Genomic DNA, 21,423 nt, shown 5'->3' with positions numbered 1-21,423 from the left:
ACCTTAGCCGCCTGCAGCGGCGGCCAGTTCCTTCTCCACCGCCGCGATGACCCGCGAATCGGTCGGTTCGACAGGCGTCGGGAAGACGGCCGCGATGCGCCCGTCCACGCCGACCAGGTACTTGTGGAAGTTCCAGCGCGGTGTCTCGCGCGGGCGCTCGTCCGCCGCCCAGCGATAAAAAGGATGGGCCTGCGGGCCTGTCACTTTGGCCTTCGCGGCCATGGGGAAGGTGATGCCGTGCTGTACGGCCACCGACCGGATCTCAGGCGCGCCTGCCGCCTCCTGCCCGCCGAAATCGCCGGAAGGGACCCCGACGAGGAGCAGGCCGCGCGGCCCGTGGCTGGCCCACAGTGCCTGCAGGGTATCGAACTGCGAGGCGAAGCCGCAGAAAGAGGCGGTGTTCACCACCATCACCGGCTTCCCGGCATGGTCGCCCAGCCCGATCGGTGGGCCGTCGAGCCCGTCGAAGGAGAAGGTCCAGGCCGTCCGACCGCTCATCTGGGCCGCACCGGCGGGTGCAGCGAGGGCGGCTGCGGCAATCCCGGCTCCAAGGCCGAGGAGATGGCGGCGGTTCATGGTGGCGCACGGGCCGGCGTTCATGGCAGGCACTCCAAGCGGATCAGGCTTTCGGAATACGGACGGCGGCGCGCACCGGTTTCGCGGTGCGGCAGAGTGCTGCGGGGCCGCCCTGACGGCGGTCCTCAGGCCCGCTTCGCACGGGCGTATCCAGACAATCGCGGTTGAAACTCACTCCTCCATGTAGCGGGCGAAGGCATCCTTCCAGTCCGGGTGCCAGCGGGACAATGCCGGCCGGTTCTCGACGATGTCGCCCGCCGCCCAGCGGATGCGCTTCTCGTCCATCTCGCGGGTCACGTCGTTGTCCGGGCACAGAATGTAGAAGTCGCCCCGGTCCAGCGCGTCCAGCATGAACGCGACCACCTGCTCGGGCGTCCACGCGGCGTCCGGCTTCACCGGGGTCCGCACGCGGGTGAAACCGGTGAAGGTGAAGCCGGGAATCAGGAGGTGGGCGGTCGCCCGGCAGCCCTCGGTCGAGCGGAACTCGTGTGCCAGCGCCTCGGTCACGGCTTTCACGCCGGCCTTGCTGACATTGTAGGCGGTATCCCCGGGGGGCATGGTGATGCCCTGCTTGGATCCCGTGTTGACGACGACGGCCGGAGATGTCTGGCGGGCCAGCGCCGGGCCAAAGGACTGCACACCGTTGATGACGCCCCAGAGGTTCACCTCCAGGATCCGGCGCCAGCGCTCGGGATCACCGAAGAGCTGTCCACCGCCTTCCGTGCCGGCATTGTTCATCAGGAACGCAATGTCGCCGAAGCGCTCGATCGCACGGTCGCGCAGACGATCGACGTCCTCTCGCCGGCTTACGTCGGTGACAAGGGCCTCGACGTCGCCAGGGTCCCTCGCCAGCGCACGGACGCCGTCAGCGGCCGAAGCGAGGTCGGGAGATACGTCCGCCATCAGCACCTTGAGCCCGAGCCGGGCGAGTTCCTTCGAGGCCGCAAGTCCGATACCGCTGGCGGCGCCGGTGATGACCGCGCCGCGGCCCGCTGTCAGTGCCTCATGCATCCCGTGCTCCCTCTCTCAGTCATTCGCGCCGGGAGCGGGGTGGATCGGATCGACCCACAAAACTGCTTCCGGCTTTTCGACAGGCTCGATGTCGAGGTTCACCGCGACAGCCTCGCCGTCGCTGCGCACCAGCACGCATTCGAGAACCTCGTCGCGGCTGGCGTTGATTTCCTGGTGCGGCACATAGGGCGGCACGTAGATGAAGTCACCCGGCCCGGCCTCGGCGGTGAACTCCAGCTTGTCGCCCCAACGCATCCGGGCGCGCCCCTTCACGACGAAGATGACGCTCTCGAGATGACCGTGATGATGCGCGCCGGTCTTGGCGTCGGGATGGATCGACACGGTGCCGGCCCACAGCTTCTGCGCCCCGACGCGGGCCGCGTTGATCGCCGCCTTGCGGTCCATGCCGGGTGTCTGCGCGGTATTCGGGTCCAGCCGGTCCGCGGGGATCACGCGGACGCCGTCATGCTTCCAGCGCGGCTCGCCGGAGTGGTCGTGCCCATGGTCATCGTGGTCGGCTGCCATGTCCATCTCCCTGCCATTGCTTGCTGGTCAGGGTGGGGCGGCGAGGCAGGCGCGGCAAGCGCAGCGGACGCGGGGCGGGTATCCGCATAAAGACGATAAGGAGTCTGCCGGATTGCTGAAACGCTGCGCCGATGTCTTTCTGTCGACATGCGTTTGCGCATCGGCCCTCTCCCGGGCTCGTTTCCTCCCAAGACTTGGGCCGCTTCGGCGGCCCTTTTTCTATTGGGAGTGCCCGGGAAGACGGCCGCCATCAAGGGCGGCCGTCCGGTTGATGGTCAGTTCGACTTCTGGCGCAGCTGGCCGAGGCCCATCTGCTTGGCGAGGCGCGAACGGGCCTGGGCGTAGTTCGGCGCGACCATCGGGTAATCGGCGGGCAGGCCCCAGCGGGCGCGGTACTCGTCCGGAGTGAGATTGTAGCGCGAGCGCAGGTGGCGCTTCAGCGACTTGAACTTCTTGCCGTCTTCCAGGCAGATCAAGTACTCGGGCGTGATCGACTTCTTGATTGGCACGGCGGGAGAGAGAGGAGTGGGCTCCGGCGCAGGCGCGGCTCCGTTGCTGAGGCTGGTGAAAGCCTGGTGCACAGAATGAATGAGGCCCGCAAGGTCTCCGCGCTCAATCTTGTTGCCGGATACATAAGCTGCCACCACGTCGGCGACCAGCTCGGTCAATTCAGCTTTGTCACTCACTCCGTCCCTCCTCAGGATCGTGCTCAGTCCCATTTCAGGCGGTGCCGTCCCCCAGACCAGTCACCGCCCTTATTTTCGCTCTGGCCGCCAGACCTCCAAAGGTCAGGTAGAGCATCGACCGGGGGCACATTGAGTTGAGAAGTTCCGTTAAGTCAGACTGAAACCAAAATCAACTAGATAAGTTCGTGAAACGCAAACTTCTTATGGACTGGACGCCATTTTCAATGTCGTGAGAAGGCAAAGAAAGAGCGCCTCGCTGCTGCGAGGCGCTCGTTGGCGGTACTCTATGGGACGTAAGGCTTACGCTTCTGGCCTTCAGATCCAGCCGGACATGACAGAAGCGGATCCCAGCTATTCTTACAGGCCGAAGCAGGCGTACTTGATGTTGAGGTAATCATCGAGGCCGTACTTGGAGCCCTCCCGGCCGATGCCGGACTCCTTGACACCGCCGAAGGGGGCAACCTCTGTCGTGATCACGCCCGCATTAATGCCAACCTGGCCGTATTGCAGACCTTCCATGACGCGGAAGGCGCGGCCGAGGTCGCGGGTGTAGCAGTAGGCTGCGAGGCCGAACTCGGTGTCGTTGGCCATCGCGATCGCCTGCTCCTCCTTGTCGAAGCGGAAGAGCGGAGCGAGAGGTCCGAACGTCTCCTCCTTCGCCACCACCATCTGCGGCGTCACGCCGGTGACGACCGTCGGCTCGAAGAAGGACCGGCCGAGAGCATGGCGCTTGCCGCCGACCACGATCTTGGCACCCTTGGCCACGGCGTCGGCGATGTGCTCCTCGACCTTGGCCACCGCCTTCTCGTCGATCAGGGGTCCCTGCACCGTGCCGGGCTCGAGGCCGTTGCCGACCTTGAGACCCCTCACCGCGTTGGCAAACTTGTCTGCAAAGGCGTCGTAGACGCCGGCCTGCACGTAGAAGCGGTTGGCGCACACGCAGGTCTGGCCGGAGTTACGGTACTTGGAGCCGATGGCGCCCTCGACCGCTGCATCGAGATCCGCATCGTCGAAGACGATGAAGGGGGCGTTGCCGCCGAGTTCCATCGACACGCGCTTCATCGTGCCCGACGCCTGCGCGACCAGCTTCTTGCCGATCTCGGTCGATCCCGTGAAGGTGATCTTCTTGACCATCGGATTGGAGGTAAGCTCGCCGCCGATGGCAGCCGCAGATCCGGTGAGGATGTTGATGACGCCCGGCGGAATGCCAGCCTCCTCGGCCAGGACGCCCCAGGCGATCGCCGAATAGGGCGTCTGCGTCGCCGGCTTGGTCACCACCGTGCAGCCGGCCGCCAGCGCGGCACCGAGCTTGCGCGACAGCATCGAGGACGGAAAGTTCCAGGGCGTGATCGCGCCGACGACGCCGACGGGCTCCTTGGTCACGAGAATGCGGCGGCCGGGCCACGGGGACGGGATCGTGTCGCCATAGACGCGGCGCGCCTCTTCAGCGAACCACTGGACATAGGCCGCGCTGATCCCGACTTCGCCGCGCGACTCGGCCAGCGCCTTGCCCTGCTCGGTGGTCAGGAGGACGGCGAGCTCTTCCTTGTTCTTCTCGATGGCGGCGGCGAGCTTGCGCAGCTTCTCAGCGCGCTCGGCGGCGGTGGTGCGGCTCCAGGTCTCGAAGGCCTTCTGGGCCGCCTCGATGGCACGCCGGGTCTCGGCTGCGCCCGCATTGGGTACGACGCCGATGATCTCTCCGGTCGCGGGGTTGTTCACCTCGATGGTTCCGCCGGAATCCGCGCTGACCCATTCGCCGCCGATCAGGTTGGCTTCGCGCTGGAAGGGGAGCAGTTTCGCCATGTCGATCTCCTAAGGCTTGGCGCCCGGCCGGCTGTGATGCACGCGCTCGGCCGCCGTTCTCTCCTGTCAAACCCCACCACGCGGCAAACATCAACCGCCCAGTCGCGTGCGGATGGGTGCAGTCTGGCACTCGCAGGACGCCAGCGTGGCCCTGAGCCGGCGCTAGATGACCTCGCCCGCCTTGCGCGCGTTGAGACCCCGGCGGATCCACGAGAAGCCGGTCGCCAGCAGACCCGCCGCCGCGATGGTGCCGAGGATCCAGAAACCCGCGGCCGGCCAAGCCCAGAGCAGAATAAGCCAGACGAGGACCGTCACAGCGACGGCAACCCCGAGCAGATGCCATCCCCGCATGCGCTGGCCGAACCAGAGCGTGGCCATGCGATAGATCACGCCGGTGATGATGGCGGCTGCGACAACGAGCGTCAGCAGGAAGTAGCCGGTGAGCGGGCTGCCGACGATGATGCCGCCCGAGAGGACGTAAAGCAGCGCGGGAGTGAGGTCGGAGGCAAAATCCCTCCAGGCCCGGCCGAAGACGGCATGGATGCCCTCGGCCACGCCGGCCACGAGCATGAACACGCCGATGATGATCTGGTTGTCGATGTTGCCGGAGAAGACCTTCCAGATGCACAGGATTCCGAGCACGATCAGGATCGAGCCGAGGCCGAAAGGCCAGAGCCATCGCGCTCCAGCCGGTGTTGCCGATTCAGACATGCGTGCCTCCCGGACGGGCACTATCGCCGAGCGCAGCGCAGGGCGCCAGATGCAGTGTCATGCGCCTGGTTGGGCCACCCGCTCGATCCTTGCCTCGCATTAGCCACGGCGCGGTCTTTCGCCCTCCCCAATGTTAACGAAACTCCGTATCGGTGTGCGACAGCGCACAGCGTTCGTGATTAAGTTCAATCACATTAAAGTACGGGACGCTGCCAAGAGGGGCATCGCCCGCAGGCGGACAACGACGATGACGGTCCTTGATGCAAAGGTGCTCGAAACGGACCCGAACGGGCTGACGAAGCTGCGACTGGTGCTCGAATCCGACCCGCGCTACCGGCGCGCGGTGCAGACGCCCGAGATCCCGCGCCCGCTGACCTTCGACGTGCTCGTCGAAATCGATGAGGTCCGCCTTCGTCCGAGCGTCCAGCCCGCCATCGCCTTCGGCTAGCTCCCTTTCAAGACAAGTCGAGCGAACCCGGTCAGAAATCGAGACGTCGCCTCCGCGGCTTGTCCCGAAGACCCTCCCGTGTCACTGCATGGACGGCAGCGCGCCCGCGCAAGCCCAATGGGCTGCAGCCGGTATGATCGACACCGCCGCCGAATTCATCCTCGCCCATACCCGCCTGCTGACCGTGCCGCACGCGCCTGAGATAGTGTTGCACGTCGCCGACGATTCGACCGCTCTGTGGCAGAAGACGGAGGAGGATCTCGGCGAGATCGGGTTGCCGCCGCCGTTCTGGGCCTTTGCATGGGCCGGCGGGCAGGCTCTCGCCCGCCATCTTCTCGACAATCCCGCGCTGGTGCGGGGCCGCCGGGTGCTGGATTTCGCGTGCGGGTCGGGGGTCGTCGGCATCGCGGCGGCGCGCTGTGGCGCGAGCCATGTGGAAGCCTGCGACATCGATGCCTTCGCCTGCGCTGCGGTGCCGCTCAATGCCGCGGCCAATGGCGTCGACATCGTCGTGCGCCACGGGGACCTCGTCGGCCTGGACGAGGGGTGGGACTGCGTGCTGGCCGGCGACGTCTGCTACGAACGCGACATGGCCGGCCGCGTCCTTGCCTGGCTCGAGGGATTGGCCCGGCGTGGCGCGCTCGTGCTCATCGGCGATCCCGGACGCAGCTACTTCCCCCGGGAAGGCCTCGAGCGCCTCGCCACCTACGAAGTACAGACGACCCGCGATCTCGAAGATTCCGAGGTGAAGCGCACCAGCGTCTGGCGCCTACACGCGGCGCCGTGAAACGTCAGCAGAGCTCGCGCGCGATGTCGACCGTTCCCTCGACCCCGATCATCTCGAAGTGCTTGTCGAGAAAGCGCTTGGCCGCGACCCGGCCGATGGCATGCAACTCCTGGAAGAAGCCCCAGTCGGCACTGAGCTTCGAGGAGGCTCCGAACTTCGCCAACTCCTTCTGCGCCTCGATCCGGTGCAGGTTGATCCGCTTGTAGTGGGTACCCTCCAGCCGGCCCTGGTCGATGAGCCGGCGGACGAAGTCGATGGCCCGCAATTCGTGCATCAGCGACGCATTGAAGGTGATCTCGTTCACGCGCTCGCCGATCTCGCGGGTCGTGTCGGGCAGTTCGTGCCGCTCGATCGGATTGATCTGAACGAGAAGGATGTCGGGCGTGTCCGTTTCCGTGAAGAAGGGGAACAGCACAGGGTTGCCCATGTAGCCGCCGTCCCAGTAGGGCGTCCCGCCGATCTCCACGGCGCGAAACAGATAGGGCAGGCAGGCAGACGCCATCAGCACGTCGACGTCCACCTCCTCCTTGCGGAAGACCCTGACCTTCCCGGTGTAGACGTTCGTCGCCGCGATGAAGAGCTTGAGCTCCTGGCAGGCGCGCACGTCCTTGAAGTCGACATGGGCGAGGACGACGTCGCGCAGCGGATTGATGTCGAGCGGATTGCTTTCATACGGCGAGAAGAGCGGCGCCGGCAGTCCGAACCAGGTGTGGCTCGCCCCGTAGCGCCACGCGCCAAGAAACGCGTCCAGGATGGCGCGCTGGGCGGGAAAGAGATCCCCGTCGATGCTCACCGACCGCCAGAACGTCTCCAGCCTGCGCCGGGCCTCGTCCGGTCCGCCCGCCGCAATGCCGCCGGCCAGGATCGCGGCGTTCATCGCCCCGGCGCTCGTCCCCGAGATTCCGTCGATGGCGATGCGCCCGTCCTCCAGCAGCATGTCGATGACGCCCCAGGTGAAGGCGCCATGCGCGCCTCCCCCCTGCAGCGCCAGGTTCACCCGGCGCTGTGCATTGGAACCCGGCGTGTGGGCCTTCGCTGCCGGCCGCGACTTGCCGTTGCGGCCGGTGCTCATTCGGCGGTCCAGCCGCCGTCAATGGAAAGGTTCGCGCCGGTGATCTGCGAGGCCGCGTCCGAGGTGAGATAGAGCGCGAGCGAGGCGACCTGGTCGACGGTGACGAACTGCTTGGTCGGCTGGGCCTCCAGCAGCACGTCGTGGATCACCTGCTCCTTGGTCATGCCTCGGGACTTCATCGTGTCGGGGATCTGCTTTTCGACGAGGGGCGTCCAGACATAGCCAGGCGAAATGCAGTTCACGGTGATGCCGTGCTGCGCCGTCTCGAGCGCGACCGTCTTGGTGAGGCCGGCGATGCCGTGCTTGGCCGCCACATAGGCGGACTTGAACGGCGAGGCGACGAGGGAGTGGGCGGAGGCCGTATTGATGATGCGGCCCCATTTGCGGGCCTTCATTCCCGGCACGGCAGCCCGGGTCGCGTGGAAGGCGGCCGAGAGGTTGATGGCGATGATGGCGTCCCACTTCTCGACGGGAAACTCCTCGATCGGGGCGACGAACTGGATGCCGGCATTGTTGACGAGGATGTCGACCGAACCGAGGGCCTTCTCGGCATCCTGGATCATGGCGGCGATCTGGTCGCCCTTTGTCATGTCCGCGGCAGAGTAGATGGCCTTGACGCCGAAATCGCGCTCGATGCCGGCGCGCTCGGTCTCGATGGCAGCCGCGTCGCCGAAACCGTTGATCACGACGTTGGCGCCGTCTGCGGCGAATGCCCGCGCAATGGCAAGCCCGATGCCCGACGTCGAGCCGGTGACGACGGCGTTCCTGTTCTTCAGAGACATGACTGGTACCTCGCGTTCGCAGTCGCAGCACTTATTTCGCAGCGCAGCATATATCCCTCCAACGCCCGTGCCATAGCTGGCGATGCGGGGTTGCCGTGCTACATAAGGCTCGGGAGTTCTCACATGTCCGTGACACCGAAGTCGGCCGGAGTGGCCGGCCCGCGCCCGACAGGAGCGGCGCCCGGGACTGCGCCAGTGCACGACCATGCCGGCTGCGCCCATGCGCACGACCATGCAAGGCGTGCTCCGCAGGCGCTTGCCGTGGCGGAGGCGACCTGCCGCGATCGCGGTGTGCGGCTGACGCCGATCCGCCGCGAGGTGCTCACCGCGCTTTACGACAACCACCGGCCCCTGAGCGCCTACGAGCTCGCCGAGCGCGTCGCGGGGAAGGGCGAGAAGGCCCTGTCGGCGGTCAGCGTCTACCGGGCGCTGGAGTTTCTCATCGCGAACGGCTTCGCGCATCGCCTGGAAAGCCGCAATGCCTTCGTCGCGTGCCCCGCCATGCACGGGCCGGGCGACCTCGTCGTGTTCATGATCTGCGAGGCCTGCGGAGGGGTCGACGAGGCGGTCTCCGACGATCTGTCGAAGGCTCTGGCCCGGGTCGCGCGCGACCACGGCTTCTCGCCCGATGCCCGGCTGATCGAACTCGCCGGGCGCTGCGCCCATTGCCGATGACGGACGCGCCGACTTGACCGTGTCGCGCGCCTGGGTCACCTCTCAGCCAAGCCCAGCGGAAAGCCGCCTATGAACGCCCCCATGCCGAACCCCGACGCGCTCGACTGTCTCCCGCCCCAAGGGCCGTCCGGACCGGCGAGACGGCATTTGACCGTCCCCGTTCGGGTGGGAAACGTCGTGGTCGGCGGCGACGCCCCGATCGTCGTGCAGTCGATGACCAACACCGACACGGCCGACATCGAGGCGACCGTGACGCAGGTGGCGGCGCTGGCGCGGGCGGGGTCCGAGATCGTCCGCATCACCGTGGACCGCGACGAAGCCGCCGCGGCCGTGCCCCATATCCGCGACCGCCTGATGCTGCGCGGCATCGACGTGCCGCTCGTCGGCGACTTCCACTACATCGGGCACAAGCTGCTGGCCGACCACCCGGCCTGCGCCGAGGCCTTGGCGAAATACCGCATCAACCCCGGCAATGTCGGCTTCAAGGACAAGAAGGACCGGCAGTTCTCGGCCATCGTCGAACTGGCGGCACGGCACGACAAGGCTGTGCGGATCGGCGCCAACTGGGGCTCGCTCGACCAGGACCTGCTGACGCGGCTCATGGACATCAATGCCGCCAGTGCCGCGCCGCTCGATGCACGCGCCGTCACCCGCGAGGCGATGGTGCAGTCGGCGCTGCTCTCGGCCGCGCGGGCCGAGGAGATCGGCCTGCCGCGCGACCGCATCGTGCTGTCCGCGAAGGTCTCCGGCGTGCAGGACCTCATCGCCGTCTACAGGATGCTGGCGGAACGCTCGGACTATGCCATCCATCTCGGCCTCACCGAGGCAGGGATGGGCTCCAAGGGCATCGTGGCGTCTTCAGCCGCCATGGGAATTCTCCTGCAGGAGGGGATCGGCGACACGATCCGCGTCTCGCTGACGCCCGAGCCGGGCGGCGACCGCACGCTGGAGGTGAAGGTCGCGCAGGAGCTCCTGCAGACCATGGGCTTCCGCACTTTCGTTCCGCTTGTGGCGGCCTGCCCAGGCTGCGGCCGCACGACCTCGACGGTGTTCCAGGAACTCGCCCGCGACATCCAGAACTGGATCTCCACTTCCATGCCGGAGTGGAAGCGCACCTACCCCGGCGTCGAGGCGCTCAACGTCGCGGTGATGGGCTGCATCGTGAACGGGCCGGGCGAATCCAAGCACGCCGATATCGGTATCTCGCTTCCCGGCACCGGCGAGGTGCCGACGGCGCCCGTCTTCGTCGACGGCAGGAAGGTCGCAACCCTGCGCGGGCCGACCCTGTCGGCGGACTTCAAGACCATGGTCGGCGACTACATCGAGAAGCGCTTCGGCCCGGCTGCGCGCAGCGCGGCCGAATAGGCGTTCAGCTACCGCCCTGCACGAGGCTGGCGGCGATGTTGATGCTGAGCGCCAGGATCGCCGTGTTGAAGACGAAGGCCACGACGCCGTGGATCGTGGCGACCCGGCGCATCTCCCGCGAGGTGATGTTGATGTCGGCCGTCGCCGTGGCGCAGCCGATGACGAAGGCGAAGTAGACGAAGTCGGCGAACTCCGGATCCGCCCCGTCGGGCAGCTTGAGGCCTCCGCGGTCTCCACCCTCCCCCTCGCCGTAGAAGACGTGGGCATAGTGGAGCGCGAAGACCAGGTGGGTCATCGACCACGAGAGCACGATCGTCGCGGCCGCGAGAACGGTGCGCTCGCCCTGCGTGAGCCAGTGCGAGCCGCTCCAGTTCGCGAGCTCGGCCGTGAGCGCGATGAAGCTCACCGCCGCGCTGGCGACGAGGAGCAGCAGGATGACCCACCGGTTCTCGTCGTAGATCGAGGCGCGACGGCGGATGTCGTCTATGTCGGAGCGCGCCATCATGGTTCCCACGAGGGCGATGTAGACGACGGCGGCGCAGTTCCACGCGAGGAGCAGTCGCGTTGCCCCGCCGGCCTCCTGCGGGACCAGCAGCGCCGCAATGACACCGACACCGGCGGCGGCCCAGGTCCGGGGACGGCCGGCGAAGAGGCGGACGATCCGGGCCGGGGCGCTTTGATTTTCGAGATCGTGCCACCAGGAGGGGCCGATCCGCCGCGGGTGCTTCAAGAGCGGCGCTCCGCGGCGAACAGGGCCGCCCGACGCAGCGTGTCGGCGCGCGCACCGAACCCTTCCAGCGCCATGATGGCGGCGTGGGCGAGCCTGTCGCGTTCCGCAATCGCCTCGTCCAGTCCGAAAAGCCCCACAAGGGTGGCCTTGCCGCGGCCGGCGTCCTTTCCCGTCGCCTTGCCGATGGCGGCGGAATCGGACGTGACGTCGAGAATATCGTCGGCGACCTGGAAGGCGGCTCCCAGGGCCCGGCCGTAGCCGTGCAGTGCCTGCCTGTCGGTTTCGCTCGCCTGCGCCAGGATGGCCCCGGCATCGACCGCGAAGGCGAGGAGCGCGCCTGTCTTCATCGCCTGCAGCCTGCGCACTGCAGGCGCGTCGAGGGCCAGCGGATTGCCGCCGTCGTAGCGGCCTTCCGCTTCCAGATCGAGCATCTGGCCGCCGGCCATGCCGCCCATCCCAGCGGCGCGGGCGAGGCCCAGCACGAGTTCCGCGCGTACGCCGGGTTCGGCATGGGTGGGAGTGTCCGCGGCGACGTCGAAGGCGAAGGTGAGCAGGGCATCGCCTGCCAGGATCGCCGCAGCCTCGTCATAGGCCTTGTGCAGGGTCGGGCGTCCCCGCCGGGTGTCGTCGTCGTCCATGGCGGGCAGGTCGTCATGGGCCAGCGAGTAGCAGTGGATCATCTCCAGCGCAGCCGCAGCCCGCAGAACGCCCTCGCCCTCCTGGCCGAAGAGGCGCGCCGTCTCCACCATGAGGAAGGGGCGCAGCCGCTTGCCGCCGCCGAGCGCCGCATAGCGCATCGCCTCGACGAGCCGCGCCGGGCGGGCGATCTCGCCGGCAAGGGGGTCCGTGCCGAGAAGGCGGGACAGCATATCCTCGATGTCCGCCGCGCAAGAAACAAGGCGGCGTTCGAACGCGGCATTCTCGCCGGTATCCTGCGCGTCGGTCATATGCTCCGTCCGGCCTGTCATGCCGGCACCTTGGCACGCTTCCCGCGCCGGAATGAGGCGAGGCGCCCCGTCGGCCGGCCGACCTCCCGCTTGCCCCAACCGCCGGGATCGGTCAAGGCTCGGGCATGAGTGGAGCCCGGGCCAAGACTGCCGGCATGCGATGGAGGCCGGCGGGGCTGATCCGCAGGCTGTTCCGCCTCGGCCTCTACGCCGTGCTCGCCTGTGTCGTGCTGGTCGTGGCGCTCACCATGTTGTGGCGTTTCGTTCCGCCGGTCTCGACGCTGATGCTGGGGCGCTGGCTGACGCTGCAGGATGTGGACCGGCGCTGGGTGCCTCTGGAGCGTATCTCGCCGCGCCTGGTCGACGCCGTGCTGATGTCCGAGGACGCCCGCTTCTGCCTGCATTCCGGGGTGGACTGGGACGCGCTTCACGAGGTGATCGCCGATGCAGAGGACGGCAGTCCTTCCCGCGGGGCATCCACGATCACCATGCAGACGGCCAAGAACCTCTTCCTGTGGCCATCCCGGTCCTACATCCGCAAGGGCATGGAGATCCCGCTGGCGCTCTGGATCGACATCGCCTGGCCGAAGTCGCGCGTCATCGAGGTCTATCTCAACATCGCCGAGTGGGGGCCTGGCGTCTTCGGCGCCGAGGCCGCGGCCCGTACCCACTTCAACAAGAGCGCGGCAGACCTCAGCGTGCGGGAAGCTGCGCTGCTCGCCACGTCGCTGCCCAACCCGATCAAGCGCCTCGCAGGGAAGCCCGGCCGTGGCCAGCAGCGGCTGGCCGCCATCGTCGCGGCGCGCATGAGCGGCGCGTCGGCCTGGACGCAATGCGTGAGGGCCCGTTGAGCATCGCGAAAAATACCGTCCTGTTCGGCTAGCCATGCGGGGTCCGAGCGTGTATATGCCCGGCTTCGATTTTCGGCTGGTGCGGCCGGCGGGCGACGCCGCGCGACCAACCCCGACCCGGAGAGTTCCATGGCCGTTCCGAAGAGAAAAACCTCGCCGATGAAGCGCGGGTTCCGCCGTTCCGCAGACGCCCTCGCGGCCCCGACCTATGTCGAGGACAAGGATTCCGGCGAGCTGCGCCGCCCGCACCACATCGACCTGAAGACCGGCATGTATCGCGGCCGGCAGGTGCTGAAGGTGAAGTCGAGCGACTGACCCCTTCTCAGGCCTTGGTGTCCAGCCGCAGCGGCTGGACCACCGGCTGGTCGAGAACCGTGGACTGACGGTATGCGGCGGCGCCCTCATCGGGCGCCGCTCTGCGTTTGGCTCGCTGCGAGGGAAGCTGGGCCCGCACGGCCAACAGATGCGTCAGGAAGCGCGTATCTGCCCTGTGCAAGGCAGCAGGGCGCACCGGCTCCGCGGCACTTTCCTGCGGCTGCGCGAGGCTGACGACGCTGCGGCCCTGGCTCATTTCCGCACTCCACTGTGCCTTTGCGGGACGACCCCGGCCAGGCCGGGCTTGTTCCCGAACCGAAACGCAAGCACCGGGCCAGACTTTACCCGCCGTTTACCATGGCAGGGCCAGGGTGTGACGGGGATTTCTTCCCGGTCCGCCCCTCGCTGTGCGCCGCGTCGCCGGCAGGGCCGGCGGGGCAGCAGGGCCGGGCGAAGCGATGGATAGCCGGACGGGCGGGACTGAAAGTGGAGCCGCACGCCAGGACGATTCCGGCGAGGGCCTCGCCGGTACCAATCTGCGGGCCGTCCTGGCCTCGATCGGCGAGACGATCTACGACTGGGACATGGTCAGCGACCGGCTGACCTGGGGGGCCAGCGCGGCGCGGACGCTGCGGGTGCCGGACACGGCCGGCCTGTCGAGCGGCAGGGCCTTCGCCCAGCTGATCGTGCCGGATGCGGGCATCAGCCGCTACGACTGCATCACCCGGACGAAGGAGCGCGACGCCGGCTTCGGCGTGCAGTTCCAGACGATCTACGCGGTGCGCTCGGGCGCTGGACAGCCCATCTGGGTCGAGGACACCGGCCGCTGGTTCGCAGGGCTGAACGGCAGGCCGGTCCGGGTGCACGGTGTGGTCCGGGTGATCCCGGCGCCGGCTACGCTGGACGGCGGCCTGCGGTCGCCGCAGAGCGACCCGCTGACCGGTGGCCTGACCCGGACACAGCTCGGCGAACTGCTCGCTGATGAGCTCGGCCGCGCCCGGCGCGAGGGCCGGCCGCTCGCCATGGCGCTCGTGGCCATCGACGGATTGGCCGAACTCAACCGGTCCTTCGGGGTCGACGCCGCCGACGAGGTGATCGCGGCAGTTGCCGGGCGGCTCCGGGTCGTCATGCGGCGCGGAGACGCGCTGGCGCGCTACGCCGGCAACAAGCTCGCAGTGGTGCTGATGGGCTGTGCCGAGACGCAACTCGGCCCGGCCTGCACTCGCCTGTCGTCCTCTGTCCGCGAGCGGCCCCTCGAGGTGTCGACCGGCTCCTTCAGTGTCGCCGTGCGCATCGGGGCGGTCCACCTGCCGCGCCATGGCCAGACGGCGGCCCTCGCCATGCAGAACGCCGAGGATGCGCTGGCGGAAGCGAAGGCCTCGGCCTCCGGCGACTTCGTCCTCTACCGGCCGGACCGGCGCAAGGCGGAGCGACGGGAGAGCAACCGCCGCTTCACCGACGACGTGCTGGCGGCCCTGAACGAGCGGCGCGTCGTGCTGGCCCGCCAGCCGATCGTCGCCTCGGGAAGCCGGACCGTCGCCTTTCACGAGGCACTGCTGCGTGTGCGCCAGCGCGACGGCAGCGTGGTGTCGGCCGGCGAGATCATTCCGCAGATGGAGCAGCTCGGCCTGGTCTCCCTCGTGGACCATCGCGTGTTGGAGTTGGCGATCGCGTCCCTGGCCGACGAGCCGGGTCTCAGCCTCTCGCTCAACGTGTCAGCCGCGACGGCAAAAACCGGCGACTTCGCCGACGCCCTGGCCGCCCACATCACGGCGCTGCCCTTCGTGGCGCGCCGTCTCATCGTCGAGATTACCGAGACCTGCGCCATCTCCGACATGGAGGCGACGAGCCGCTGCATCGGCCGGCTCCGCGACCTCGGGGTGAAGGTGGCGATCGACGATTTCGGCTCCGGCCACACATCGTTCCGGCACTTGCGCGACCTTGCGGTGGACATGGTCAAGATCGACGGCGCTTTCGTGCAGAACCTCAACCGCTCGAGCGACGACCGCTTCTTCGTCCGCACGCTGCTCGATCTCGCCCGGCACATCGGGGTGAAGACCGTGGCGGAGTGGGTGCGGGACGAGGAGACCGCGCGCCAGCTGGAAAGCTGGGGCGTCGACTACATGCAAGGAGAGCTTTTCGGCCGCGCGGAAGTGCCCGCGCCGGCGCTGCAGTCCGCGACGGGCTGAATTGCCTACTTGTCGGCCAGCTTGTCGATCCGGCGCTGCATCTCGCCGATCTGGCGCTTGAGATCGTCGAGCTCCGATCCGGCTTCCCGGCGGGGCGCCTCGCCCGTCGCCGGAGCGGCTCCCTCCACCTCGCCCTCGCGCGCCTGAAAGGGCGTGAACATCCGCAGCGCCTCGCGGAACATCGTCATGTTCTTCTGGACCTGTTCGTCCATGACGTTGAAGGCTGCGCTGCCGAACGGCGTCTGGCCAAAGGTGTTGGCCATCTGCTCACGGAATTTCTGCTGGTTCTGGGCGAGCGTCTGCAGCGAGTATTCCAGATAGCTCGGCACCAGCGCCTGCATGCTGTCGCCGTAGTAGCGGATCAGCTGGCGCAGGAAGGTGATGGGCAGGAGGTTCTGGCCGCTCTTGCCTTCCTGCTCGAAGATGATCTGCGCCAGCACCGAGCGCGTGATGTCCTCGCTCGTCTTCGCGTCGAAGACCACGAAGTCTTCGCCCGCCTTCACCATCGATGCGAGGTCGTCGAGTGTGACGTAGGTGCTCGTTCCCGTGTGGTAGAGTCGGCGATTGGCGTATTTCTTGATCGTCGTGGGTTGCTTTTCGGTCGCTGCCATCGTGATCCGCCGGGAACTCCACCCCCCGCAGGCGGCTTGCTGCGGTGCGCGAAACGCTAGCTGGTTTGGCCGTCGGCTCAAACACTTTTTCTGCGACTTTGGTCGGAAATTCAGCAATCTGACGCACGAAACGACACGAAAGACTGAGACACCGGCTGCCGTTCCGGCCTTGACGCTCGCCGCTGCGGCGCGGAAAGTCCGGCCACACCAGACCCCCGCCGTCCCACAGCGCACGGCAGCACGGAGGAACTTTCCCATGGCGGCAGAAGATATCGTCATCGTCAGTGCGGCGCGCACCCCGGTGGGCTCGTTCAACGGAGCGCTGGCGTCGGTTTCCGCCCACGATCTGGGCGCCATCGCCATCCAGGAGTCGCTGTCCCGCGCCGGCGTGGCGGCCGAGGAGGTCGACGAGGTCATCCTCGGCCAGATCCTGTCGGCGGGCCAGGGCCAGAACCCGGCGCGCCAGGCCGCGATGAAGGCCGGCATCCCGCAGGAGAAGACCGCGTTCGGCATCAACCAGCTGTGCGGCTCCGGCCTGCGGGCGGTCGCTCTGGGCCTGCAGCAGATCCGCAACGGTGACGCCACGGTGGTGGTGGCGGGCGGAATGGAGTCCATGTCGCAGTCGCAGCACACGGCTCACCTGCGCAACGGCACGAAGATGGGCGAGCTGAAGCTCGTCGACACGATGCTGAGGGACGGCCTGCTCGACGCCTTCCACGGCTACCACATGGGCAATACGGCCGAGAATGTCGCCCAGCGCTGGCAGATCAGCCGCGACGAGCAGGATCAGTTCGCCGTCGCCTCGCAGAACAAGGCCGAGGCGGCGCAGAAGGCCGGCAAGTTCAAGGATGAGATCGTCGCCGTCACGGTGCCCGGCCGCAAGGGTGACGTGGTCGTCACCGACGACGAGTACATCCGGCCCGGTACCACGATGGAGGCGGTCGGCAAGCTCCGCCCGGCCTTCTCGAAGGACGGCACGGTGACCGCGGGCAACGCGTCGGGCATCAATGACGGCGCCGCCGCGCTCGTTCTGATGAGCGAGAAGGAGGCCGCCCGGCGCGGCCTGAAGCCGCTCGCGCGCATCGCCTCCTGGGCGACCGCCGGCGTCGATCCCGCCATCATGGGTTCGGGCCCGATCCCGGCGTCGCGCAAGGCGCTCGAAAAGGCCGGCTGGTCGCATCAGGACCTGGATCTCGTGGAGGCCAACGAGGCGTTCGCGGCTCAGGCCATCGCGGTCAACAAGGACCTCGGCTGGGACACGTCCAAGGTCAACGTCAATGGCGGTGCCATCGCCATCGGTCATCCGATCGGCGCCTCCGGCGCGCGCGTCCTGACGACGCTGCTTCACGAGCTGCAGCGCCGCGGCGGCAAGAAGGGGCTGGCGACGCTGTGCATCGGCGGCGGCATGGGCATCGCGCTCACCGTCGAACGCTGAGGTCGGCTTGAGACCGGGCCGCGCCGCGCGCGCGGCCCACACCAACAAAAATCATCGGGGGAACGCCACATGGCACGGGTTGCACTTGTCACCGGCGGTACGCGCGGCATCGGCGCGGCCATTTCCAAGGCGCTGGCAGCCAAGGGCTGCAAGGTCGCTGCGACCTATGCGGGCAATGACGAAGCAGCTGCCAAGTTCAAGGCAACGACGGGGATCTCGGTCTTCAAGTGGGACGTCGCGGACCCGGAGGCCTCTGCCGCAGGTGTAAAGGCCGTGGAGGCCGAACTCGGCCCAGTCGACATTCTGGTCAACAATGCCGGCATCACGCGCGACGGCTTCTTCCAGAAGATGACGTGGGAGCAGTGGAGGGCGGTGCTGGCGACCAACCTCGATTCGATGTTCACGGTGACCCGTCCGGTGATCGAAGGCATGCGCGCCCGCAATTTCGGCCGCATCATCAACATCTCGTCGGTGAACGGCCAGAAAGGGCAGATGGGGCAGTCCAACTACTCCGCCGCCAAGGCGGGCGTGATTGGTTTTTCCAAGGCGCTGGCGCAGGAGAACGCCACGAAAGGCGTGACGGTGAACGTCATCGCACCAGGATACATCGCCACGGAGATGGTGCAGGCGGTGCCGGAAGAGGTGCTGAAGACCAAGATCCTGCCGCAGATCCCCGCTGGCCGCCTCGGCGAGGCCGAGGAGATCGCCGCCGCCGTCGTCTATCTCGCCAGCGACGAGGCGGCATGGATCACAGGCTCGACGCTGACCATCAATGGCGGCCAGTACATGGCCTGAGGCATACGGCTCGGGTTCTCCGCCATGGTGCGGCAGCAGCGGCCAGTACCGTGCGAATGACGCTCACCACGAGCCCTTCCCCCGCAAACGGGGGAAGGGCCCTGCATGCCGATCACGCCCGCAGCGATTCGTCGGCGAGCCACCAGCACGCCCGGTCGCGGTAGCGCACGGGGCGGAAGCGCTTGTCCTGCGACAGGTTCGACGACAGGTTCCCCTGAGGCCGGACGCCTCCAAGGGTCACGCCGCGCTGCTGCAGCTGGTCGATGATCTCGGTGATGGGCAGCGGTTCGCCGCGCTCGCGCAGGATGCGGACGACCGCGTCGCGCTTGGTCAGGAGCCCGGTCTCCGCCGGCAGGGTGCGGCGCGAGCTGCGGCGTGCCATGGCGGCGAGAAGCTCGATCGGCGGGCTGGGCGGGCCGGAGTCCGCGTCGCCCTCGCGCGCTGCCGGGAAAGGGGCGCCGGACATGGACGGAGCTCCCCGCACTTCCTCGTCCAGCAGCCGGATCGACTGCCTGAGCGAAATGAGCACCCTGAAGTCGCTGCTCTCCCGCAGGAGGCGGGCTTCAGTGTCATGATGAAGCTGACGCAGTGAATCGAGCGCCATCGAAAGGCGTGTCGCCATGGATCAAATCCTTCAAGCAAAAAAATATAAACAATGCGACTTTCTACCGCGATTGCGGCATGTTGCGCAAGCCCCTTAAGTGCCCAAGGCATCAATTCCGTTTGAAGTCTCAAGCGTAAGGTGAATATCCAGTGGATTTTCTGGGGATTTGCCGGGTTGACGCAGAATTCGGCTCATTCTGAAGGATTATACACTTCAGGGTTGTATCGACGTTGTATCGCTTCTCATGATCGTGGAGTGGGACGCCAGTCCGGTCCTGCCATCTCGAAGCCGGCAAACTCGAAGCCGGGCGCGACGGTACAGCCGGCGAGCGACCAAGCGCCGAGGCTGGTTGCGGTCTGCCACCATCCCGCGGGAACCACCAGTTGTGGGCGCTGGCCGGTGGCCAGCACGGCGCCGAGATGGTGCGCCTGGGCATCGTGCCCGTTGGGGGACAGGGTGAGCACGAGCGGCGCGCCGGCGTAGTAGTGCCAGACCTCGGTGGCGTCGACGCGGTGCCAGTGCGAGACGTCTCCCGCCTCAAGCAGATAGTAGATGAGAGTGGACGCGGACCGGCCGCCCGGCAGGGTTGCCGGGTCGCGGAAGGTCTCCCGGTACCAGCCACCCTCGGGATGGCGCTCCAGCCCGAGAAGCGCGATGACCTCGGCGGCGCTGCCGGGCACGGGTCTCGGCATCGGCTCAGGCCCGGTTCTTGCGCTCGCGGAGTTCGGCGAACACTTCCAGAGCGGGCTTGTCCGCCATGCCCACGGCCTGCGCGACGGCGGGGTCGTCCGCGCGCAGGAAGGGATTGGTGCGCTTCTCCAGGGCAATCGTCGTGGGGAGCGTGAACCGGTTCGCGGCGCGCAGCGCCTCGACCTCCTTCATCCGCGCCTGCAGGTCAGGGTTGGTGGCATCGACGGAGAGGGCGAAGCGGCCGTTCGACAGTGTGTACTCATGCCCGACATAAACGGTCGTGTCGTCGGGCAGGGCAGCGAGCTTCTGCAGGCTCGACCACATCTGCCCGGCTGTTCCCTCCAGCAGCCGCCCGCAACCCATGGCGAACAGCGTGTCGCCGGCAAAGAGCAGCTTCTCCTTCGGGAAATGGAAGACGATGTGGCCGATCGTGTGGCCGGGCGTCTCGAAGACCTCGGCCTCCAGCGAGCCGACCTTGATGCGCTCGCCTTCCGCGACGCCCTCATCCATGCCGGGGATCCGCGGGGCCTCGCCCGCCGGGCCCACGACGCGGGCCCCTGTCTTCTGCTTGAGGGCCTCGATGCCGGCCACGTGGTCGCCGTGGTGGTGCGTGACAAGGATGTGGGTGAGCTTCCACCCCGTCTCCTCGAGGGCCTTCAGGATCGGCGCTTCCTCGCCGGCGTCGATGCTCGCCGTGGCACCGGTCGCTGGGTCGTGGAGGAGGACGCCGTAATTGTCGGTCAGGATCTGGAACTGGCGGATGTCGGCGGGCATCGTCAGGGCCTCATCGTCGGAGCGGGGGAGTTCGGACACCCATTTACCGGTCCACCCTTGCATCGGACAACGCCCTTCTGCTTGATGCGCGTTCACCAGGCGCGGAGCTTGGCCCCGGCCCATGTATCCCGACGTCGTCGACCTGCGTTCCTTCTATGGCGGCCCCCTCGGGCACGTGGCGCGCCGTCTGCTGTGCCGGCGCATCCGTGCGCGCTGGAGCAACGTGACGGGGTTGGCGCTGGCCGGGTGCGGCTTCGCCGTGCCGTATCTCGACATCTTCTCGGGCGAGGCCGAGCGCGTGCTCGCCTTCATGCCGGCGGCGCAGGGAGTGGTGAACTGGCCCGCCGACGGCCTGTCCGCTTCGGCGCTGGCCGATCTGACGATGATGCCGCTGCCGGATGCTTCGGTGGACCGCATCATCGTGGTGCACGCGCTGGAGACCGGCGAGAACCCCGGCGAGCTCCTCTCGGAGATGTGGCGGATCCTGACGCCGGGTGGGCGCCTGATCGCAGTCGTGCCCAATCGCCGCGGCCTTTGGGCGCGGATGGACACGACGCCTTTCGGCCAGGGCCAGCCCTTCTCCCGCGGCCAGCTGACCAGCGTGCTGCGCCAGGCCCTGTTCTCGCCCGTGCACTGGGATGAGGCGCTCTACGTGCCGCCGATACCCCGGCAGGTGTTCATGGCCTCCGCTGTGGCATGGGAACGGCTGGGGACGACGCTGTCCCTGCCCTTTGCGGGCGTGCACGTCATCGAGGCGACGAAGACGCTCTACCGGCCGGTCGCCGTGCGGCAGGCGAGGAGGGCTCCGGCCAGGCTGGCGCCCGTGCTGGTTCCGGCATCGCGGACCGCGGTGGGCGGCGCGTCGCTTGACTAAGGACGGCCGAGCGGTCACTTATCCGCCCGGCTCGTGGAGCGCCCCCGCCCTCCTGCCCCTTCCCGCCGCGGCGCCGCCGCCCGGGGCCGCCCCAGGGAACCGCCCTTCCGTCAATGCGCAGCTATCTCGACTTCGAAAAGCCCGTCGCCGAACTCGAGGCCAAGGCC

The 21,423-nt window shown here is 67.7% G+C and carries 25 protein-coding genes; 10 read left to right on the top strand and 15 right to left on the bottom strand.

The window, feature by feature from the left end:
• Positions 1-3 precede the first annotated feature (3 nt).
• The 6 genes from AC5JCN_RS25675 to AC5JCN_RS25650 all read right to left on the bottom strand — a co-directional run bounded on the left by AC5JCN_RS25675 (position 4) and on the right by AC5JCN_RS25650 (position 5,312).
• Positions 4-600, bottom strand: coding sequence for a glutathione peroxidase (locus AC5JCN_RS25675; RefSeq protein ID WP_495757988.1), 597 nt, complete (start codon positions 598-600; stop codon positions 4-6).
• A gap of 147 nt (positions 601-747) precedes the next feature.
• Complete coding sequence (locus tag AC5JCN_RS25670; RefSeq protein ID WP_495757987.1) at positions 748-1,587, bottom strand: SDR family NAD(P)-dependent oxidoreductase; 840 nt, start codon at positions 1,585-1,587, stop codon at positions 748-750.
• Positions 1,588-1,602: 15 nt separating this feature from the next.
• On the bottom strand, positions 1,603-2,112 hold the full coding sequence (locus AC5JCN_RS25665) for a cupin domain-containing protein (RefSeq protein ID WP_495757986.1): 510 nt from the start codon (positions 2,110-2,112) through the stop codon (positions 1,603-1,605).
• Positions 2,113-2,387: 275 nt separating this feature from the next.
• Positions 2,388-2,831 carry a Ros/MucR family transcriptional regulator gene (locus AC5JCN_RS25660; RefSeq protein WP_495757985.1) on the bottom strand — a complete coding sequence of 148 codons (444 nt, stop codon included), beginning with the start codon at positions 2,829-2,831 and terminating at the stop codon, positions 2,388-2,390.
• A 324-nt stretch (positions 2,832-3,155) separates the two neighbouring features.
• A complete protein-coding gene (locus AC5JCN_RS25655) occupies positions 3,156-4,601 on the bottom strand; it encodes an NAD-dependent succinate-semialdehyde dehydrogenase (RefSeq protein WP_495757984.1) in 1,446 nt (481 codons plus the stop codon).
• 162 nt (positions 4,602-4,763) lie between these two features.
• Positions 4,764-5,312 carry an HdeD family acid-resistance protein gene (locus AC5JCN_RS25650; protein WP_495757983.1) on the bottom strand — a complete coding sequence of 183 codons (549 nt, stop codon included), beginning with the start codon at positions 5,310-5,312 and terminating at the stop codon, positions 4,764-4,766.
• A gap of 247 nt (positions 5,313-5,559) precedes the next feature.
• On the opposite strand from AC5JCN_RS25650, the gene AC5JCN_RS25645 reads away from it, so the two are divergent.
• Positions 5,560-5,760, top strand: coding sequence for a hypothetical protein (locus tag AC5JCN_RS25645; RefSeq protein WP_495757982.1), 201 nt, complete (start codon positions 5,560-5,562; stop codon positions 5,758-5,760).
• A gap of 133 nt (positions 5,761-5,893) precedes the next feature.
• Positions 5,894-6,547: a class I SAM-dependent methyltransferase gene (locus tag AC5JCN_RS25640; protein ID WP_495757981.1), complete on the top strand. Its 654-nt coding sequence runs from the start codon at positions 5,894-5,896 to the stop codon at positions 6,545-6,547.
• Positions 6,548-6,551: 4 nt separating this feature from the next.
• Here AC5JCN_RS25640 and AC5JCN_RS25635 read toward each other — a convergent pair whose 3' ends face one another.
• Positions 6,552-7,619 carry a patatin-like phospholipase family protein gene (locus AC5JCN_RS25635; protein WP_495757980.1) on the bottom strand — a complete coding sequence of 356 codons (1,068 nt, stop codon included), beginning with the start codon at positions 7,617-7,619 and terminating at the stop codon, positions 6,552-6,554.
• Positions 7,616-8,401, bottom strand: coding sequence for a 3-hydroxybutyrate dehydrogenase (locus AC5JCN_RS25630; protein WP_495757979.1), 786 nt, complete (start codon positions 8,399-8,401; stop codon positions 7,616-7,618). Before AC5JCN_RS25630 ends, AC5JCN_RS25635 begins: the two co-directional genes overlap by 4 nt.
• 123 nt (positions 8,402-8,524) lie before the next feature.
• Between AC5JCN_RS25630 and AC5JCN_RS25625 the strand changes: the two genes are divergently transcribed.
• Both AC5JCN_RS25625 and ispG read left to right on the top strand, forming a co-directional pair.
• Positions 8,525-9,076, top strand: a complete 552-nt coding sequence (locus AC5JCN_RS25625) for a Fur family transcriptional regulator (protein WP_495757978.1) — start codon at positions 8,525-8,527, stop codon at positions 9,074-9,076.
• A gap of 81 nt (positions 9,077-9,157) precedes the next feature.
• Positions 9,158-10,441, top strand: coding sequence for a flavodoxin-dependent (E)-4-hydroxy-3-methylbut-2-enyl-diphosphate synthase (gene ispG / locus AC5JCN_RS25620; protein ID WP_495758129.1), 1,284 nt, complete (start codon positions 9,158-9,160; stop codon positions 10,439-10,441).
• 4 nt (positions 10,442-10,445) lie between these two features.
• Here ispG and AC5JCN_RS25615 read toward each other — a convergent pair whose 3' ends face one another.
• Together AC5JCN_RS25615 and AC5JCN_RS25610 are read right to left on the bottom strand one after the other, a co-directional pair.
• Positions 10,446-11,171: a DUF1345 domain-containing protein gene (locus tag AC5JCN_RS25615; RefSeq protein WP_495757977.1), complete on the bottom strand. Its 726-nt coding sequence runs from the start codon at positions 11,169-11,171 to the stop codon at positions 10,446-10,448.
• A complete protein-coding gene (locus AC5JCN_RS25610) occupies positions 11,168-12,118 on the bottom strand; it encodes a polyprenyl synthetase family protein (RefSeq protein WP_495757976.1) in 951 nt (316 codons plus the stop codon). The genes AC5JCN_RS25615 and AC5JCN_RS25610 overlap by 4 nt, the downstream gene beginning before the upstream one ends.
• A gap of 155 nt (positions 12,119-12,273) precedes the next feature.
• On the opposite strand from AC5JCN_RS25610, the gene mtgA reads away from it, so the two are divergent.
• Complete coding sequence (mtgA, locus tag AC5JCN_RS25605) at positions 12,274-12,969, top strand: monofunctional biosynthetic peptidoglycan transglycosylase (protein WP_495757975.1); 696 nt, start codon at positions 12,274-12,276, stop codon at positions 12,967-12,969.
• 129 nt (positions 12,970-13,098) lie between these two features.
• Positions 13,099-13,284 (top strand): 50S ribosomal protein L32, encoded by a 186-nt coding sequence (gene rpmF / locus AC5JCN_RS25600; protein WP_495757974.1) that lies wholly within the window; start codon positions 13,099-13,101, stop codon positions 13,282-13,284.
• 7 nt (positions 13,285-13,291) lie between these two features.
• Here the strand turns inward: rpmF and AC5JCN_RS25595 are convergent, their stop codons facing one another.
• On the bottom strand, positions 13,292-13,540 hold the full coding sequence (locus tag AC5JCN_RS25595; protein ID WP_495757973.1) for a hypothetical protein: 249 nt from the start codon (positions 13,538-13,540) through the stop codon (positions 13,292-13,294).
• Between the two features lie 202 nt (positions 13,541-13,742).
• On the opposite strand from AC5JCN_RS25595, the gene AC5JCN_RS25590 reads away from it, so the two are divergent.
• Entirely contained in the window at positions 13,743-15,473 is a 1,731-nt protein-coding gene (locus AC5JCN_RS25590) for an EAL domain-containing protein (protein WP_495757972.1), read from the top strand.
• A 5-nt stretch (positions 15,474-15,478) separates the two neighbouring features.
• Here the strand turns inward: AC5JCN_RS25590 and phaR are convergent, their stop codons facing one another.
• Complete coding sequence (phaR, locus tag AC5JCN_RS25585) at positions 15,479-16,084, bottom strand: polyhydroxyalkanoate synthesis repressor PhaR (protein WP_495757971.1); 606 nt, start codon at positions 16,082-16,084, stop codon at positions 15,479-15,481.
• Positions 16,085-16,340: 256 nt separating this feature from the next.
• On the opposite strand from phaR, the gene AC5JCN_RS25580 reads away from it, so the two are divergent.
• Both AC5JCN_RS25580 and phbB read left to right on the top strand, forming a co-directional pair.
• Positions 16,341-17,519, top strand: coding sequence for an acetyl-CoA C-acetyltransferase (locus tag AC5JCN_RS25580; protein ID WP_495757970.1), 1,179 nt, complete (start codon positions 16,341-16,343; stop codon positions 17,517-17,519).
• Between the two features lie 69 nt (positions 17,520-17,588).
• The gene (gene phbB / locus AC5JCN_RS25575; RefSeq protein ID WP_495757969.1) at positions 17,589-18,314 is read left to right on the top strand and encodes an acetoacetyl-CoA reductase; all 726 of its coding nucleotides are present in this window, start codon (positions 17,589-17,591) and stop codon (positions 18,312-18,314) included.
• Positions 18,315-18,426: 112 nt separating this feature from the next.
• On the opposite strand, the gene AC5JCN_RS25570 is transcribed toward phbB, so the two are convergent.
• The 3 genes from AC5JCN_RS25570 to gloB form a co-directional block, all read right to left on the bottom strand.
• The gene (locus AC5JCN_RS25570; RefSeq protein ID WP_495757968.1) at positions 18,427-18,936 is read right to left on the bottom strand and encodes a hypothetical protein; all 510 of its coding nucleotides are present in this window, start codon (positions 18,934-18,936) and stop codon (positions 18,427-18,429) included.
• Positions 18,937-19,160: 224 nt separating this feature from the next.
• A complete protein-coding gene (locus AC5JCN_RS25565) occupies positions 19,161-19,610 on the bottom strand; it encodes a cupin domain-containing protein (RefSeq protein ID WP_495757967.1) in 450 nt (149 codons plus the stop codon).
• Between the two features lie 4 nt (positions 19,611-19,614).
• On the bottom strand, positions 19,615-20,382 hold the full coding sequence (gene gloB, locus AC5JCN_RS25560) for a hydroxyacylglutathione hydrolase (protein WP_495757966.1): 768 nt from the start codon (positions 20,380-20,382) through the stop codon (positions 19,615-19,617).
• Positions 20,383-20,503: 121 nt separating this feature from the next.
• On the opposite strand from gloB, the gene AC5JCN_RS25555 reads away from it, so the two are divergent.
• Positions 20,504-21,256 carry a class I SAM-dependent methyltransferase gene (locus AC5JCN_RS25555; protein WP_495757965.1) on the top strand — a complete coding sequence of 251 codons (753 nt, stop codon included), beginning with the start codon at positions 20,504-20,506 and terminating at the stop codon, positions 21,254-21,256.
• The last annotated feature ends 167 nt before the right edge of the window (positions 21,257-21,423 follow it).

It is taken from the genome of Alsobacter sp., assembly GCF_059501845.1.
The sequence above is the reverse complement of the archived record's forward strand: the minus strand, read 5'-3'. Positions and strand labels throughout refer to the sequence as shown.